The organism is Aestuariibaculum sediminum (genome assembly GCF_014596945.1).
GTDB lineage: Bacteria > Bacteroidota > Bacteroidia > Flavobacteriales > Flavobacteriaceae > Aestuariibaculum > Aestuariibaculum sediminum.
Genome location: NZ_JACVXB010000002.1, coordinates 362,414 through 380,139 on the forward strand (window position 1 = coordinate 362,414; position 17,726 = coordinate 380,139).

The window sequence follows — 17,726 nt, forward strand, 5'->3', positions numbered from 1 at the left end:
CAATTTTTGTACTTTTATTCCATATTTTTAATCCAAATTACGATGATACTTAAAAAATCACTTATAGTAGCCGGTACATTAGCAGTCGTCTTATCTTGTGCTACGAATCCTTTTACAGGTAAGAAAACCATGGCGTTAGTTTCTAATGATCAGTTGTTTCCAACATCATTTGCGCAATACAATCAGTTTCTATCTGAGAATAAAGTTGTTACAGGTACATCTGAAGCCAACATGGTAACACGAGTAGGGCAGAAAATTGCTGTTGCAGCCGAACGTTATTTAAATGCAAATGGTTATCAGGGGTATTTGAATGACTATAAATGGGAGTATAATTTAGTAGATGATAAAACGGTAAACGCCTGGTGTATGCCTGGTGGAAAAATAGTGGTTTACACAGGTATTTTACCCGTAACAAAAAGTGAAGCGGGATTAGCCGCAGTAGTAGGTCATGAGGTGGCACATGCTTTAGCAAATCATGGACAACAAAGAATGAGTGCAGCTTATGTGCAGCAGGGCGTGGCTCTGGCTGGTAATATTGCTATTCAGAATGAAAATGACAGGAACTTATTTAATCAATACTATGGTGTAGGTTCTCAGGTTGGCGTTATGTTACCATTTAGTCGCTCACATGAAACCGAAGCAGATGAAATAGGACTTTACTTAATGGCAATTGCTGGATATAACCCAGATGAAGCTGCCGAATTATGGAAACGTATGAATGCCTTAGGAGGGGAAGCTCCACCAGAAATGCTAAGTACACACCCTTCTAACGAATCACGTATAGCTAATTTATCAGCCCTTGCTCCAAAGGCTAAAGCTGAAGCAGCTAAATTTGGAGTAACCTCATTTAAGTAGGGGGAATTCTATAAGAAGTTAAAAATATTTGTTTACTTTGGGCTGCCCATTTCGGGCAGTCTTTTTTATTTAATTACGATTTATCCTCTGTATGAAGCCATTAGAAAAAGGAAGTAAAAAACTATTAAATGCCTGGGCATTTTACGATTGGGCCAATTCCGTTTATAGTTTAGTTATTGCATCAGCTATTTTTCCGATATTTTATGGGGCTTTATTCAGAGTTGCCGAAATAGAAAAAGTAACGGTTTTTGGAGGAGAAATTTCAAGAGCACCTTTAATTAGTTATACCACCTCGTTAGCCTTTGTTTTTATAGCTATTGTAACCCCATTAATTTCTGGAGTTGCCGATTATATGGGTAATAAAAAAATATTTATGAAATTCTTTTGTTACTTAGGAGGGGTTTCTTGTATTGGGCTGTATTGGTTTTCTTTAGAACATATTTACTTTAGTCTTGCTTGTTATTTTTTTGGATTAGTAGGGTTTTGGGTGAGTTTTGCAATTAATAATTCTTATTTACCAGATATAGCTTTTACTCATCAACAAGACAGGATAAGTGCAAAAGGGTTTTCATTGGGATACATAGGAAGTGTTATTCTGTTACTATTAAATTTAGCTATGGTAATGAACCCAGAAGTTTTTGGTATTACCACCGATGCAAGTGGTGGGGCTGAAATTAAAGCGATGAAATATTCTTTTATTTCTGTTGGTATATGGTGGATTGTTTTTAGTCAGTATTCATTTTATTATTTACCTAAAGGGAATAGAAAGGATAGTCCCAGAAAACATATTATTTTAAACGGATTCAAAGAGTTAAAGATAGTCTGGAATCAGCTTAGTGAAAATGTAAAATTAAAACGTTACTTAGGGGCCTTTTTCGTGTATAGTATGGCCGTGCAAACCGTAATGTTAATTGCTACATTTTTTGGTGAAGAAGAAATAGCTTGGGGTACAGATGCTGAACGCACAATGGGTTTAATTGTTAGTATTTTGGTTATTCAAGTGGTAGCTATTGTAGGTGCTATGGTAACTGCCAGAATCTCTAAAGTTTTTGGAAACATTAAAACGCTTATAGGAATTAATGTTATTTGGGCTATTATTTGTGTTTATGCTTATTACGTTATTACCCCAATGGACTTTTATATTGCAGCAGGTTTTGTTGGAATTGTAATGGGAGGGATTCAAGCCTTGTCGAGGTCTACTTACTCAAAGTTTTTACCAGACACTACAGATACAACTTCGTTTTTTAGTTTTTATGATGTTGCTGAAAAAATTGGGATAATCATTGGTACATTTTTGTATGGTTTTGTAGCACAAGTTACTGGGAATATGCGTAATGCCGTACTGTTCTTATTTATATTCTTTTTGATTGGAATAATTTTACTTTTACGTGTGCCTAAGGACAATATTAAAGATTAAGTTTTAAACCAATATATGAAAAGCCCGAACTTATAATTTTCGGGCTTTTTTTTAGTCTTATGCTAAACCAATTCAATCTCTTGTTGTCTTAACTTTTTTGCGGCGTTTACAATGTTTTCTAAGGCTCGTTTTGTTTCTGGCCAATCTCTGGTTTTTAGCCCGCAATCTGGGTTTACCCAAATGTGCTCTTTAGGTAAAACTTGTTTTGCTTTTGACAGCAACTTTTCAATTTCCTCCAATGTAGGAACACGAGGCGAATGAATATCGTAAACACCAGGTCCTATTTCATTGGGATATTTAAAGTTTACAAAAGCATCCAGTAGTTCCATTTCCGATCGGGAGGTTTCAATAGTAATAACATCAGCATCCATATCAGCGATGCTTGCTATTATATCATTAAATTCAGAGTAACACATGTGGGTGTGTATTTGTGTTTCATCTTTTACGCCGCTGGCAGAAATTCTAAAGGCTTTAACTGCCCAGTTTAAATAATTTGGCCACTCTTCTTTTCTTAAAGGCAGGCCTTCGCGGATTGCAGGTTCGTCAATTTGAATAATTTTTAAACCATGTTTTTCAAGCTCAATAACCTCATCTCTAATTGCTAAAGCAATTTGATTACAGGTGGTTTCCCGTGGTTGATCGTTTCTAACAAACGACCATTGTAAAATGGTTACAGGTCCTGTAAGCATACCTTTTAAAGGTTTCTGGGTTAACGACTGCGCGTATTCTGACCAATAAACAGTCATTGGGGTATTACGAGAAACATCACCGAATAAAATTGGGGGCTTAACACAGCGACTACCGTAGCTTTGTACCCAGCCAAATTCACTAAATGCAAACCCGTCTAGTTTTTCGCCAAAATATTCAACCATATCATTGCGCTCGAACTCACCATGGACTAAAACATCTAAACCAATATTTTCTTGAAATCGAATAGAGTCTTCGATTTCTTTCGCTATTAAAATCTCATAATTCTCATTAGATAGTTCACCTTTTCGATGTTTTAAACGCCAGCTTCTAACGGTTTTTGTTTGCGGAAATGAGCCAATAGTTGTAGTAGGGAATAGGGGGAAATTAAGAGCTTCTTTTTGTTTAGCTTGTCGAATATCGAAAGAATGGGTGCGATGACTATCAGTATCCTTAAGATTTGATACACGTTCTTTAACTTTGGAATTGTGAATTAATTTAGAAGTTTTTCTATTTAGATTAGCGAGTTTATTTTCTTCATAAAGCGATAAATAAGGTTCATTTTCCGTAAGACATAAATTTCGAATAGTACTGATTTCTTCTAACTTTTGTTTCGAAAACGCCAACCATTGTTTAATTTCAGAATTTAAATTTTTTTCTAATTCTAAATCGTAAGGGGTATGTAAAAGCGAACAAGACGCTGAAATCCATAAATTTTCTGGGGGCAATTTCTTTAAGGCTTTTTGTACGACATTTAAGGAGTCTTCAAAATTATTTTTCCAGATATTTCGACCGTCTATAAGACCAAGTGATAGTTTAATATGGTTATTAAAATATTTAGAATTTAAAATATCATCTAACTGCAAATGACATCGAACTAAGTCTAGATGTAGGGTGTCAATTGGTAATTTAAGTGCTGTTTCCAAATTATCACCATAACAGTCAAAATAGTTAGCAAGGAAAATCTTTAATTTAGGAAATTTGTTATGAATGGCATTGTAAGTAGTTGTTATTGCAGCACGTTCTTTGTCGCTCAGGTTTAAAGCTAAGCAAGGCTCATCGAACTGAATATACTCAACGCCTAAATCAATTAAATCTTCAATGATTTCAAGATAGACAGGTAGTAATCGGTTTAGTAAATCGATTCGATGAAATCCAGATTCTTTTTCTTTTCCTAAAAGTAAAAATGTAACAGGACCAATTAAAACAGGTTTGGTTTTTATTCCCAGAGCTAATGCTTCTTTGAATTCTTCTGTAATTTTGTTTGAATAATATGCGAAACTTTGGTTTTTTTCAAATTCAGGAACAATGTAATGATAGTTTGTGTCAAACCACTTGGTCATTTCCATGGCAGTTACATCTATATCATCGTTTTGTAAGCCCCGTGCCATAGCAAAATACAATTCTAAATCATTTGTTTGTTCAATGCTTTTATAGCGCTGAGGAATACAGCCTACAGATAAGCAGGTGTCCAGGACTTGATCGTATAAAGAGAAGTCATTTGAAGGAATTAGATCAATACCGAGTTCCTTTTGAATAAGCCAGTTTTGTTTCTTTAAGGTTTTAGCAGTTTTAAGTAATTCTTTTTTGGTTATTGTTTTTTTCCAATAGGCTTCACAGGCTTTCTTTAGTTCGCGTTGTGCACCAATTCTTGGATAACCTAAAATGGTTGTTTTCATAAAAGTTTTATTAGATTTTAATACTGTTCAAAATTATATTTAAAGAATATAAATAGAGTTAATTGGTTATTGTTTGGTGTAATACGCTATATTTGTAAGATATTAAGGAATATTAATCTGTATATATAGAAATAAGATGAGCTTAACAGAAAATAATTCTACACTAACTTTGGATGAGATTGATTTTAGAATTCTAAAAATATTGCAAAACCGATCGAATTTAACTACAAAACAGTTAGCCGCTAAAGTTAACCTGTCTAATACACCTGTTTTTGAGCGAGTGAAAAAGTTAGAGAAAGCAGGTTTCATTAAAAATTACATAGCTGTTTTAGATGCAGAAAAATTAAATAAAGGGTTAATGGTGTTTTGCAACGTGACTCTTAAAGAACATACCCGGGAAATTGGTAATCAATTTGTAAAAGATATATTATCACTGGATGAAGTGGTAGAGTGTTTTAATATTTCAGGAGATTATGATTTTTTTTTAAAGATTTTGGTCACTGATATGAAAGAATATCAGAATTTCGTTTTAGATCGATTGGGAAGTATAAAGAATATTGGTAGTGCCCATAGTACTTTTGTTATGGGAGAAATTAAAAACACTTATAGTATTCCAATTTAGTAAATTTCTATAATTCAATAATAAAAAAAAGCCCGAAATATTAATTTCGGGCTTTTTTTATGATATCATATAAGTTTATGATTCTGTTGGATTGTTCTCAGATTTTTGAACATTAATATCAAGTTCCTGAGTTTTCTCATTAAGCTCAATCAAAATGGTATCACCTTCTTCAACTTGCGAAGTTATAATTTCTTCAGCTAAAGCATCTTCTATATACTTTTGAATAGCACGTTTTAAAGGTCTCGCCCCATATTGCTTATCGAAACCTTTATCGGCTATGTAATCTTTAGCTTTGTCGCTAAGTTTAAGAATGTACCCTAAATCTTTTATGCGTACTAATAATTTGCTAAGTTCGATATCGATAATTTTATTGATGTCTTCTTTCTCAAGAGCATTAAACATAACAACGTCATCTATACGATTTAAAAACTCAGGTGCGAACGATTTTTTAAGTGCGTTTTCAATAACGCTTCTAGCGTTTGCATCTTCTTGCGCTTTTTGTGACGAGGTTCCAAAACCTATACCAGTACCAAAGTCTTTAAGTTTACGTGCTCCAATATTAGAGGTCATAATAATAATAGTGTTTCTAAAATCGATTTTACGACCTAAACTATCTGTTAAATAACCATCATCAAGCACTTGTAATAACATGTTAAAAACGTCTGGATGAGCTTTTTCAATTTCATCTAATAGAATAACGGCATAAGGCTTACGTCTAACTTTTTCAGTTAATTGCCCACCTTCTTCGTATCCAACATATCCTGGAGGCGCACCTATTAATCTAGAAATAGCGAATTTTTCCATGTATTCGCTCATATCTATTCTGATTAATGAATCTTCACTGTCAAAAAGCTCACGCGATAATACTTTAGCTAATTGCGTTTTTCCTACCCCTGTTTGCCCTAAAAATATAAATGAACCAATGGGTTTATTAGGGTCTTTAAGTCCTGCTCGGTTACGCTGAATGGCTTTTACGACTTTAGCAACTGCTTCATCTTGACCAATTACCTTGCCTTTTATTAAGTTTGGTAATTCTGCTAATTTATTGATTTCGGTTTGAGCAATTCGATTTACAGGAATGCCAGTCATCATAGAAATCACATCGGCAACATTTTCTTCACTAACGACTTCGCGGTGTTGCTTGGTGTCTTCTTCCCATTTTTCTTGGGCTATAGATAGTTCTTTTTCAATACGTTTTTCGTCGTCTCTTAGTTTCGCTGCTTCTTCGTATTTCTGCTTTCTTACGACTGCGTTTTTAGTTTCCTTTATGGCTTCAAGTTGTTTTTCAAGCTCAATAATTTGCTTAGGAACTTCTATGTTGGTAATGTGAACACGCGATCCAGCTTCGTCAAGAGCATCAATGGCTTTGTCTGGCAAAAAGCGTTCCGTCATATACCGGTTAGTTAATTTTACACAAGCTTCAATAGCTTCGGGTGTATAATCAACGTTATGGTGTTCTTCATATTTCGCTTTAATGTTGTTTAAAATTTCAATGGTTTCAACTACGCTTGTAGGTTCAACAATTACCTTTTGGAAGCGACGTTCTAAAGCGCCATCTTTTTCAATATACTGTCTATACTCGTCTAGCGTTGTAGCTCCAATACATTGTATTTCTCCTCTGGCTAAAGCTGGTTTAAACATGTTTGAAGCATCTAAACTCCCTGTAGCACCACCGGCGCCAACAATAGTGTGTATTTCGTCAATAAATAAAATAACATCATCATTTTTTTCAAGCTCGTTCATTACGGCTTTCATGCGTTCTTCGAATTGTCCACGGTATTTTGTGCCGGCAACTAAACTTGCTAAATCTAGCGTAACAACACGCTTATTGAAAAGTATTCTGGATACTTTTCGTTTAACAATTCTTAGCGCTAAACCTTCTGCAATAGCAGATTTACCAACCCCTGGTTCGCCAATTAATAGGGGGTTATTTTTTTTACGACGACTTAAAATTTGAGACACACGCTCAATTTCTTTTTCTCTTCCTACAACAGGGTCTAACTTACCTTCTTCGGCTAAAGCTGTTAAATCTCGCCCAAAATTATCTAAAACAGGTGTTTTAGACTTCTTATTGGTTTTCCCAGTAGGAGAATTAAAGATGTCTTTTGAAGTATCGTCATCAGAACTCGCATCGTCTTGAAACGATTCTGCTTTTGGCTCTATATAGTCGTTGTCATTTGTAATCATAAACTTAAATTGTTCTTTAACATTATCATAGTCAATTTTCAGCTTATTTAAAAGCTTAGTAGTTGGGTCGTTTTCATTTCTTAAAATACACAGTAGCAAATGCGCTGTGTTAATAGAAGAACTTTGAAATAACTTGGCTTCTAAAAACGTTGTTTTTAGGGCGCGTTCGGCTTGTCTGGTAAGGTGCAAGTTCTTTTTTTGGTTTGAGGCTGCTGTAATATTAGGGTTTGCAGGACTTAATATTTCGACCTTGCGCCTTAAATGGTTTAAATCGATATCTAAAGCATTTAAAATATTTATAGCCTTGCCATCGCCATCACGCAATAGTCCAAGCATGAGGTGTTCGGTGCCAATAAAATCATGACCCAAACGAAGTGCTTCTTCTTTACTGTAGGCAATAACGTCTTTTACTCTTGGTGAAAAATTATCATCCATAATCAATTCCTTTCTGCATTAAAAATACTAAAACATTTTACTAAAGGCAAAAACTATACCTTAAATTATGTGAAAGTTGCTAAGTGACAAAAAAAACTTCATAATATCAAAATAATCCTCTTCATATTTATTAACTAAAAAAGGTGTTAAAATTGTTAATAAAAAACATGAAAAAATATAATATAAAGTCTTATTGTGACTGATGAAATACTTATATTAGCGTGTTTTGAAAAACACATAAAACTTAATTAAATATTTATGGCAGAAGGAGAAAAATTGATCCCTATTAATATTGAAGATGAGATGAAATCGGCTTACATTGATTATTCAATGTCGGTCATTGTGTCACGTGCGTTACCAGATGTAAGAGACGGATTGAAACCAGTACACAGACGTGTACTTTTTGGGATGCATGAACTTGGTGTTAAATCGAATACAGCATATAAAAAGTCAGCAAGAATTGTTGGAGAGGTTCTAGGTAAGTATCACCCACACGGTGATACCTCAGTTTACGATACGATGGTTCGTATGGCACAGGAGTGGAGTTTGCGATATATGTTGGTTGACGGGCAAGGGAACTTTGGATCTATAGATGGTGATAGCCCGGCAGCAATGCGTTATACCGAGGCTCGTATGCGAAAAATATCGGAAGACATGCTTGCCGATATAGATAAAGAAACCGTAGACCATAAATTAAATTTCGACGATACTTTACAAGAACCAACAGTATTACCAACGCGTATTCCTGGACTTTTAGTTAATGGTGCTTCGGGGATTGCAGTAGGTATGGCAACTAATATGCCACCTCACAATTTATCAGAAGTAGTTGATGGAACAATAGCATATATTGATGATAACAATATAGAAGTTGATGAACTCATTAAGCATATTAAAGCTCCTGATTTTCCTACGGGTGGAATTATTTACGGTTACGATGGCGTAAAGGAAGCTTTTCAAACAGGTCGTGGTCGAATTGTGCTACGTGGTAAAGCAAATATAGAAGAAGTACAAGGTCGTGAATGTATCATTGTAACCGAAATACCTTATCAGGTAAACAAGGCGGAAATGATTAAGAAAACTGCCGATTTAGTTAACGATAAAAAACTAGAAGGTATTTCTACAATTCGCGATGAATCCGATAGAAACGGAATGCGTATTGTTTACGTGTTAAAGCGCGATGCTATACCAAATATTGTTCTAAATAAATTGTACAAATATACAGCGTTACAATCGTCGTTTAGTGTAAACAATATTGCCTTAGTAAATGGGCGCCCTCAATTATTAAATCTTAAAGACTTAATATATCACTTCGTTGAACACAGACATGAAGTGGTTGTTAGACGTACCCAGTACGAATTACGAAAAGCCGAAGAGCGTGCTCACATTTTAGAAGGTTTAATTATCGCTTCCGATAATATTGATGAAGTTATAGCTATTATCAGAGCATCATCTAATGCGGATGAAGCAAGATCGAGCTTAATTAAGCGTTTCGAACTTTCTGAAATTCAAGCTAAGGCTATAGTAGAAATGCGATTACGTCAGCTTACTGGACTAGAGCAAGATAAATTACGTTCTGAATACGATGAATTACTTATAACCATTGAAGACCTAAAAGATATCTTAGACAAAAAAGAGCGTCGCATGGGTATTATAAAAGAAGAACTTCAAGTTGTGAAAGATAAGTATGGAGACGAACGTCGTTCGGTTATAGAATATGCTGGAGGTGATTTAAGTATTGAAGATATGATTCCAGACGAGCAAGTGGTAATTACCATTTCGCATGCGGGATATATTAAACGTACTTCACTTAATGAATACAAAACACAGAATAGAGGAGGAGTAGGTCAAAAAGCTTCGACTACACGTAATGAAGATTTCTTAGAGCATTTATTTGTGGGTACTAACCATCAGTATATGTTATTCTTTACGCAAAAAGGAAAATGTTTCTGGATGCGTGTGTACGAAATTCCGGAAGGAAGTAAAACATCTAAGGGGCGTGCTATTCAAAACCTTATCAATATTGAGCAAGATGATAAAGTTATGGCCTTTATTTGTACGCAAGATTTAAAAGATGAAGACTACATAAATAGTCATTATGTGATTATGGCAACTAAAAATGGTCAGGTAAAGAAAACATCTTTAGAACAATACTCCCGTCCGCGTACTAATGGTATTAATGCGATTACCATTAAGGAAGAAGACGAATTACTTGAAGCTAAACTTACTACAGGCAACAGTCAGGTGATGTTAGCTTTAAAATCTGGTAAAGCTATTCGTTTTGAAGAAGCTAAAACGCGTCCAATGGGTCGTGGGGCTTCTGGGGTTAGAGGTATTACTTTAGCACATGAAGGCGATGAGGTAATAGGCATGGTAACCATTGAAAATTCACAGGAAGAATCGGTATTGGTAGTTTCTGAAAACGGTTATGGTAAACGAACTTATATTGATGATCCTGAAGATGGAGAACCTGTTTACCGTATTACTAATAGAGGAGGAAAGGGTGTTAAAACCATTTCGATAACTGAAAAAACTGGTCAGCTTGTGGCTATCAAGAGTGTCACAGATAATGATGATTTAATGATTATCAATAAATCTGGTATTGCAATTCGTTTGGCCGTTAGTAATCTGCGTGTCATGGGTAGAGCTACTCAGGGTGTTAAGCTTATAAATTTAAAAGGCAAAGATTCTATCGCGGCTGTTGCTAAAGTGATGCATGAGGAAGAGCAAGAGATAGAACAAGACGGCATTGAAGCCCAAAACACTGACAATGTGGAAGGTGGCACAACTCTTGATACCAATTCAACAGAAGAAAATAACAGTGATAATTAAATAAAACAAAAATGAAGAAACAAGTAATTGTAGCTTTAGCGTTTTCAATTGGTGCACTTTCATTTGCACAAAAAAAAGAATTGAGAGCTGCAGAAAAAGCTATTAAAGGCACTAATTACGCCGAAGCCAAATCAGCATTAAAGCAAGTAGAAGCGTTAATGCCAAATATTGATGATAAATACAAAGCGGATTATTATTTCTTATACGCTCAAGCGTTATACGCAGGAGGCGCAGGCTCTTTAAGCGATATCGATGAGGCCATAAAAAGTTTAAATAACATAGAAGGTAATCCATCTCCAGAAAGTGCGGAGTTAAAAACAAAAATGGTTAATTCATTACTAACTAAGGGTAATGAATCGTATGAAGGCAAAGACTTTTCAAAAGCATCAGAGTATTTTGAGAAAGCCTACAGATTAAGTACAAAAGACACCACATATTTGTACTATGCAGCAGCTACAGCCATTAATGTTCCTGATTATGATAGAGCCTTAACGATTTACGAAGAACTTAAAGATTTAGGCTATACTGGTGTTAAAAAGGAATTCTTTGCAACAAATGTAGAGACTAATGAAGAAGAATTATTTAATAGTGCCAGTGTTCGTGATTTATCGGTAAAAGCAAAAACACATGTAAAACCAGGTGAGCGTGTCACTGAATCAAAGGAACCAGAAATTGTTAAGAATATTGCTATCATTTATGTAAACAAAGGCGATAATGAAAAAGCAATTGAAGCCATGGCAGCGGCAAGGGCTCAAAGTCCTGACGATGTGAATTTGATCTTAACAGAGGCAAATGTTCACTACAAAATGGGCAACACTGAAAAATTCAAAGAATTATTGCAAGAAGCTACAAGAATGGATCCAACAAATCCAGAATTGCAATATAACTTAGGTGTTATCGCGTCAGAATCAGGAGAGAAAGATCAGGCAAAAGCGTATTACCAAAAAACTGTAGAATTAGACCCTAATTATGTAAATGCGTATATCAACCTTTCAGCTTTAGTTTTATCGGGAGAAGAAGAAATTATTAAAGAAATGAATGGTTTAGGAAGTTCTAAAAAGGACGATTTACGTTATGACGAACTAAGAGAGCAACGTCAGGATTTATATAGAGAAGCAATTCCATATTTAGATAAAGCTTTACAAGTAGATTCCAAAAATATTAATGCTGCAAAAACATTAATGAATATATACAGTAGCCTTGGAGAAACTGAGAAGTATAAAGATATGAAAGCTAAGGTTGAAGCTATAGAGTCAGGGAATTAATTACTCCTTACCTCATTACCAATAAAAAAAGCGTTTGGAATTTCCAGACGCTTTTTTTATATATGAAATCTATACTAATTAATGTTCATATGTCATTTAGGTATTATTTGAATTTGTTTTTGAAGTAGGAACTATTTTGATGCCGTGTAATTGCTTTTCTAGATAATATGATTCCAATAAACAAAGAAATAAACGCTCCAATCCAAATCCCTGGAACAAAATCAATAAATAGGAAAAAGTCGTAAGCCCCATGAAATAAAATAGCTAACATTAACCCAGAAATATTAAGTTTAATACGATTTGTTGAGAATTTAGCCTTGCCCATATAAAACCCCATAAGAATTCCAAAAGTCGCATGAGCAGGCACAGCGGTAAAAGCTCTTAGCAATGCCGTTTGTACACCACCATTTAAGACATACATGATATTTTCGGTAGCAGCAAACCCCATGGATACCATAACAGCATATACAATACCATCGAAAGGTTCGTTAAAATCGGCTTTACATTGGGCATAGTATTTTACAATTATATATTTACTAAATTCTTCAGTAAAACCTACAATAAAAAATGCTTTAATAAATTGCTCTATGACATTGTTTTTGTTTTTTAGAGGAAATAAGATATCAAAACCATAGTACATTAAAGAGGTTATAAAAATACTCACGATAGCGCCCAGTAAAAACGAAATTAGGAGTAATTTTGGCGGTTCTTTTTCGTATTTATCTTTATAATATATATAAAGAATAATGATAAAAATTGGGGCAATAGCAAGTAGTATTAAATTCATTTAGTATACATGTAAATAGTGGTTGTATTATGAGTTTTTTATGAAATTTAATACAGTTTGATAATAGGTTTTGTTAGATGGAACAAAGTGATTGTTTACTCCAATATGATCTATTAAATACTGGTACTCATCTAACGAAACAAGCTTTAAGGCTTCTACTTCTTCCTCTTGAAGTATTAGGCTTTCTATAGGTTGTTCTAATTTACAAATGTAGGTATGGTGAAATTCATTGTCGACAAGACCATTATCATAACTTTGAAAACATTTAAAAACTCCAACTTTTTTCAATTTATCTTGACTGATATTTAAACCAATTTCTTCTTTAGTTTCCCTTTGAGCCGCCTTTTTTATGGATTCTCCAGCATCAATATGCCCAGCTACGGATACATCCCACATTAAGGGGCAGATACTTTTTTTAGCAGATCGTTGGGCTAACAAAATTTCACGATTTGTTGTATAGAACCAAATATGAACGGTATTATGATAATACCCCTTTTGATGGATTACCGATTTTAACTCCGATTTCCCTGTTGGAAATCCGTTTTCATCAACAATATCGATGTATTCTTCTATCATAAAACTATAAAAAAAGATTCCCGCCAAAGCGGGAATTTATTATTTAAAGTAGCTAAATGTTTCGCCGTCTTTTATGTTTAATAAACTTTCGTAAATCAGTTTTATAACATTTTCAACATCGTCGCGGTGAACCATTTCTACAGTTGTGTGCATATAACGTAACGGAAGTGAGATTAAGGCAGAGGCCACACCACCATTGCTGTAAGCAAAGGCATCGGTGTCGGTTCCTGTAGCACGAGATAACGCACTACGCTGAAAAGGAATATTTTTAGCTTCGGCGGTATCAGTTATTAGGTCTCGTAGTTTTTGTTGTACTGCTGGAGCATAAGCAACCACAGGACCTTTTCCAATTTCTAAATCACCTTGTACTTTCTTTTCAATCATCGGTGTGGTCGTGTCATGCGTTACATCGGTAACAATGGCTGCATTTGGTTTTATAGTTTCCGCTATCATTTCAGCACCACGTAAGCCAATTTCCTCCTGTACAGCATTAACAATATAAAGACCGAAAGGAAGAGTTTTGTTATTTTCTTTAAGTAAACGAGCCACTTGGGCAATCATAAAACCTCCCATACGGTTATCTAACGCTCTACAAACAAATTTATCGCCATTTAAAATATGGAATTCATCAGGGTAAGTAATAACACACCCAACATGAACACCTAATTTTTCAACATCCTCTTTTGTTTTACAACCACAGTCTATAAAGATATTGTCTGGCTTTGGAGCTTCTTCGTTACCTGATTTTCTGGTATGAATGGCCGGCCAGCCAAAAACACCTTTTACAATACCGTTTTTTGTGTGAATGTTTACAACTTTACTTGGTGCTATTTGATGATCGCTACCACCATTACGAATCACGTAAATCATACCATTATCTGATATATAATTTACGTACCACGAAATTTCATCGGCATGGCCTTCAATTACGACTTTATATTCAGCTTTAGGATTGATTACACCTACAGCGGTTCCGTAAGTATCGGTAATAAACTCATCTACGTATGGTTTCAGGTAGTCCATCCAAAGTTTTTGTCCTGTCCATTCGTATCCGGTAGGAGCCGCATTATTTAAATATTTTTCTAAAAATTCAATTGATTTATCGTTAAGAATTGACTTCTTTGTCATGTTTAAAAAATTTTGCACTAAAATAATAATATTAATAGAATTCGAGCGCTATATCAAAGGAATTAATTTATCTTTTGATGATTAAATTTCTAATGAAAACTAACCAATTTCAAATTAAATTAACTCCTGTAAAAAAATGTTTTAAGATTGTAAATTAGTAATTTTGGAAAGAAAATTGCTCCAGTGTATTTATGAAGAATATTCTAATATATTTTATTTGCTTAATTCCAGTTTTATCTCTGGCTCAGGTTAATGATATTATTCAAGATTCTACCGACGTCACTTACCTCATTATTGATGGCGATTCTATTCCTAAAACATCTATAAATTTAGAGGAGGTTTACATTCTAAATAAATTAAAATTCGATAACAGAGATGATAGGCTAAGGTATTTAATACTAAGGCGGAAAACTTTAAAGGTGTATCCGTACGCAAAAATGGCAGCCGAACGTTTAGATTCTATGAATAAACGATTGGCAACCTTAAAACGAAACCGCCAGAAAAAAAGATATACCCGACAGGTGCAAAAATATATAGAAGGGGAGTTTTCAGAAAAACTCAAAAAGTTTTCACGCACTGAAGGACAAATTTTGGTTAAATTGATACATCGTCAAACAGGAACTACTGCCTTCGATTTAGTAAAAGAATTGCGAAGCGGTTGGCGGGCGTTTTGGTATAATACCACGGCAAGTATGTTCGATATTTCTTTAAAAAAGGAGTTTGATCCATTAAATGTAAAAGAAGATTATCTCATTGAAGATATATTGTTACGTAGTTTTCAAAATGGGTTACTAGAGCGACAAGAATCTGCAATACCATATAATTTTTATGATTTAACCGATAAATGGATGCATTCGAAACCTGAAGAATAACATGCGAAAACAATCGGCTTTAGAAGAGAAATTTAATGCTACCACTCATGCTATTGGCGCTATTTTTGGTGTAATAGGGTTAATTATGCTAATCCTTTTTCAATCTCATAAAACACCATTTAGTTTATTTAGTGTTATTGTTTATGGTTCTTCTATTGTTATATTGTTTACAGCCTCTACGTTATACCATGCGGTAACTAATAAAACCCAGAAAACATATTTAAGAATCGTAGACCATATGAGTATTTATTTACTTATTGCGGGTACTTATACTCCGGTCTTGCTAATTTTGCTAACGCATAGTTTAGGATGGCTGTTGTTTTGGATAGTCTGGGGTATTGCGCTTTTTGGTATCATTCTTAAGTTGTTTTTTACTGGACGATTTGGCGTGTTCTCTACATTACTATATTTGGTTATGGGATGGTTAATTGTTTTTGATTTTACCAATTTAAATGCAATTATGCATAGTAACGGTATATTGTTGCTCTTTGCTGGAGGTTTAGCTTACACGGTAGGTATTATATTTTATGCTATTGAAAAAATTCCATTTAACCATGTTATTTGGCATCTGTTTGTCTTGGCTGGAGCCATTTGCCATTTTTTTATGATTTTCTTTTATGTAATTTAAATATGATAACAATAACTTCTGCTACTTCTGTAACCGATTTTAAAACCATTGAAAAGTTGGCCGATATTATATGGCGTGAACATTACATTCCTATTGTCGGAAAACCACAAATTGATTACATGTTAGAAAAGTTTCAGACGGCCGAAGCTATTTCGCAACAAGTGGCTAATGGTATGATGTATTTTGCTTTATTTTTTAATAAAATTCCGGTTGGGTACATAGCCATTCAGATAGAAGAACAAACCATGTTTTTAAGTAAAATTTATGTATTGAAAGCTTATCGAGGTAAGGGTATTGCAAAAAGCGCTATGAATTTTGTAGAAAACGAAGCCCAAAAATATAATTTAAAGGAAATTCGTTTAACGGTAAATGTAAATAATAAAGAGGCAATACATGCTTACTCCAAATTGGGCTTTATTAATAAAGGGTCAATTATAGCCGATATAGGAAATGGATTTATTATGGATGATTTTGATATGAGGAAACCAATACATTAATAAATCTGATTTGAATTAAACAAAAATTAAGTCCAATTCGTCGTACTAAAATGCTTTCTGCATCTCATAAGCGATGTTTCTTAAATGATAAGAGATCTTTAAACAAATTTGTGGGGCTCATTTAACCTTCTATAACATCTTTGTATTCATCAAAAAATGCTTCGAACAAACACATTTTTTCATTAAAAAACTCCATAACATCACGCCAGGTATTCTTATTGTGAATTGACACTTTTTGATCTAAAGGCACGTAAATTCTTGAAATTTCCTTTTCGTTGTCTAAAAAATAAGTTTCATCGTAAATGGCGTCAGGTAAATAATCGTCTAACAAAATAGATTTTAAAGCCTCTAATTTTTTCCAGAATTTTATACGATATTCCAGATCGTCCTCTAAATCTAAAGCCACTAAAGCCTTTTTATTATCGAAGTAAAATTTAAAACTAAATCCTTTTAATTTCGTGTTGTATAAAATCCATTTTCTGGGAAATGATTTTCCAAAACTCGTCCAAAATTCCTGTTTTAATTTTCTAGATTCTTCTTTACTAAACATAAAATAAAGTCTGTTCTAAACAACGAATTAAATTAAATATGCTACTCCAACACCTAAAATTATCGAGATAAATTTCGATAAATTAAATTTGTGACCGTCGGAACTTTCAAATAAAATCGTAGTAGAAATATGGAAAAATACACCAATAACGAGTGCATTAAACACTTGCGAGTAATGTGCTATGGTTTCCGAAGTTGTTGAAATTAAAGTCCCTAATGGTGTCATTAATGCAAAAACTAATAAAAATCCAGCAATTTGAATTTTTTTGTATTCCGATTGTAATAAAAACATGGTAATAATGGCGGCAACAGGAATTTTATGAATTAAAATACCATACACCATATCGTTATGGTCATGAATAGCAAAACCTTCTAAAAAACTATGCAAACACAAGCTAATAAATAACGACCACGGAAAAGCGGTGTCTTCTTTATGTACATGAACATGTCCATGTTCAGCACCTTTTGAAAATAACTCTAAAATGAGCTGTAGAAGTATACCTGAAACAATATAAACACCAGCTAATTTAGCATTTAAATGGTGATACACTTCGGGAAGTAATTCAAATAATGTTAATGCCAGTAAAAAGGCCCCACTAAACGAGAGTAATAATTTGGTGTTTACCGATTTTTGCTTGTTTGTAACTTGCGCTAAAACAAAACCAATAATAACTGCTAAAAACGGAAATAAAAATTTATTCATGCGATACGAT

General features: G+C 34.0%; 15 protein-coding genes. 8 read left to right on the plus strand and 7 right to left on the minus strand.

The features are described from left to right. The first annotated feature begins 42 nt into the window (after positions 1 to 42). On the plus strand, positions 43 to 855 hold the full coding sequence (locus ICJ83_RS06370) for a M48 family metallopeptidase (RefSeq protein WP_188229544.1): 813 nt from the start codon (positions 43 to 45) through the stop codon (positions 853 to 855). Between the two features lie 91 nt (positions 856 to 946). Then, positions 947 to 2,272: an MFS transporter gene (locus ICJ83_RS06375; RefSeq protein WP_188229545.1), complete on the plus strand. Its 1,326-nt coding sequence runs from the start codon at positions 947 to 949 to the stop codon at positions 2,270 to 2,272. A gap of 62 nt (positions 2,273 to 2,334) precedes the next feature. Here ICJ83_RS06375 and metE read toward each other — a convergent pair whose 3' ends face one another. Continuing rightward, positions 2,335 to 4,638, minus strand: coding sequence for a 5-methyltetrahydropteroyltriglutamate--homocysteine S-methyltransferase (gene metE, locus ICJ83_RS06380; RefSeq protein ID WP_188229546.1), 2,304 nt, complete (start codon positions 4,636 to 4,638; stop codon positions 2,335 to 2,337). Between the two features lie 136 nt (positions 4,639 to 4,774). Here metE and ICJ83_RS06385 point away from each other — a divergent pair, with 136 nt between their 5' ends. Next, entirely contained in the window at positions 4,775 to 5,260 is a 486-nt protein-coding gene (locus ICJ83_RS06385; RefSeq protein ID WP_188229547.1) for an Lrp/AsnC family transcriptional regulator, read from the plus strand. A 75-nt stretch (positions 5,261 to 5,335) separates the two neighbouring features. On the opposite strand, the gene ICJ83_RS06390 is transcribed toward ICJ83_RS06385, so the two are convergent. Beyond that, positions 5,336 to 7,882 carry an ATP-dependent Clp protease ATP-binding subunit gene (locus ICJ83_RS06390; RefSeq protein WP_188229548.1) on the minus strand — a complete coding sequence of 849 codons (2,547 nt, stop codon included), beginning with the start codon at positions 7,880 to 7,882 and terminating at the stop codon, positions 5,336 to 5,338. Between the two features lie 258 nt (positions 7,883 to 8,140). Between ICJ83_RS06390 and gyrA the strand changes: the two genes are divergently transcribed. Both gyrA and ICJ83_RS06400 read left to right on the plus strand, forming a co-directional pair. Beyond that, entirely contained in the window at positions 8,141 to 10,711 is a 2,571-nt protein-coding gene (gyrA, locus tag ICJ83_RS06395) for a DNA gyrase subunit A (protein WP_188229549.1), read from the plus strand. Between the two features lie 11 nt (positions 10,712 to 10,722). Then, the gene (locus ICJ83_RS06400) at positions 10,723 to 11,976 is read left to right on the plus strand and encodes a tetratricopeptide repeat protein (protein ID WP_188229550.1); all 1,254 of its coding nucleotides are present in this window, start codon (positions 10,723 to 10,725) and stop codon (positions 11,974 to 11,976) included. A gap of 103 nt (positions 11,977 to 12,079) precedes the next feature. Here ICJ83_RS06400 and ICJ83_RS06405 read toward each other — a convergent pair whose 3' ends face one another. The 3 genes from ICJ83_RS06405 to ICJ83_RS06415 are packed head-to-tail and all read right to left on the minus strand — an operon-like array spanning position 12,080 to position 14,467. Further along, positions 12,080 to 12,763, minus strand: coding sequence for a PrsW family intramembrane metalloprotease (locus ICJ83_RS06405; protein WP_188229551.1), 684 nt, complete (start codon positions 12,761 to 12,763; stop codon positions 12,080 to 12,082). A gap of 27 nt (positions 12,764 to 12,790) precedes the next feature. Then, entirely contained in the window at positions 12,791 to 13,339 is a 549-nt protein-coding gene (locus tag ICJ83_RS06410) for an NUDIX hydrolase (RefSeq protein WP_188229552.1), read from the minus strand. 39 nt (positions 13,340 to 13,378) lie between these two features. Beyond that, a complete protein-coding gene (locus ICJ83_RS06415) occupies positions 13,379 to 14,467 on the minus strand; it encodes a M42 family metallopeptidase (protein ID WP_188229553.1) in 1,089 nt (362 codons plus the stop codon). A 191-nt stretch (positions 14,468 to 14,658) separates the two neighbouring features. Between ICJ83_RS06415 and ICJ83_RS06420 the strand changes: the two genes are divergently transcribed. From ICJ83_RS06420 to ICJ83_RS06430, 3 genes are read left to right on the plus strand one after another with little or no spacing between them, the layout of a single operon-like run. Next, positions 14,659 to 15,339 carry a DUF4294 domain-containing protein gene (locus ICJ83_RS06420; RefSeq protein ID WP_188229554.1) on the plus strand — a complete coding sequence of 227 codons (681 nt, stop codon included), beginning with the start codon at positions 14,659 to 14,661 and terminating at the stop codon, positions 15,337 to 15,339. A 1-nt stretch (position 15,340) separates the two neighbouring features. Then, positions 15,341 to 15,967, plus strand: coding sequence for a PAQR family membrane homeostasis protein TrhA (gene trhA / locus ICJ83_RS06425; protein ID WP_188229555.1), 627 nt, complete (start codon positions 15,341 to 15,343; stop codon positions 15,965 to 15,967). Positions 15,968 to 15,969: 2 nt separating this feature from the next. After that, positions 15,970 to 16,464 carry a GNAT family N-acetyltransferase gene (locus ICJ83_RS06430; RefSeq protein WP_188229556.1) on the plus strand — a complete coding sequence of 165 codons (495 nt, stop codon included), beginning with the start codon at positions 15,970 to 15,972 and terminating at the stop codon, positions 16,462 to 16,464. Between the two features lie 121 nt (positions 16,465 to 16,585). Here the strand turns inward: ICJ83_RS06430 and ICJ83_RS06435 are convergent, their stop codons facing one another. Together ICJ83_RS06435 and ICJ83_RS06440 are read right to left on the minus strand one after the other, a co-directional pair. Further along, entirely contained in the window at positions 16,586 to 17,014 is a 429-nt protein-coding gene (locus ICJ83_RS06435) for a DUF4268 domain-containing protein (protein ID WP_188229557.1), read from the minus strand. A 27-nt stretch (positions 17,015 to 17,041) separates the two neighbouring features. Continuing rightward, entirely contained in the window at positions 17,042 to 17,716 is a 675-nt protein-coding gene (locus tag ICJ83_RS06440; protein WP_188229558.1) for a ZIP family metal transporter, read from the minus strand. Positions 17,717 to 17,726: the final 10 nt, after the last annotated feature.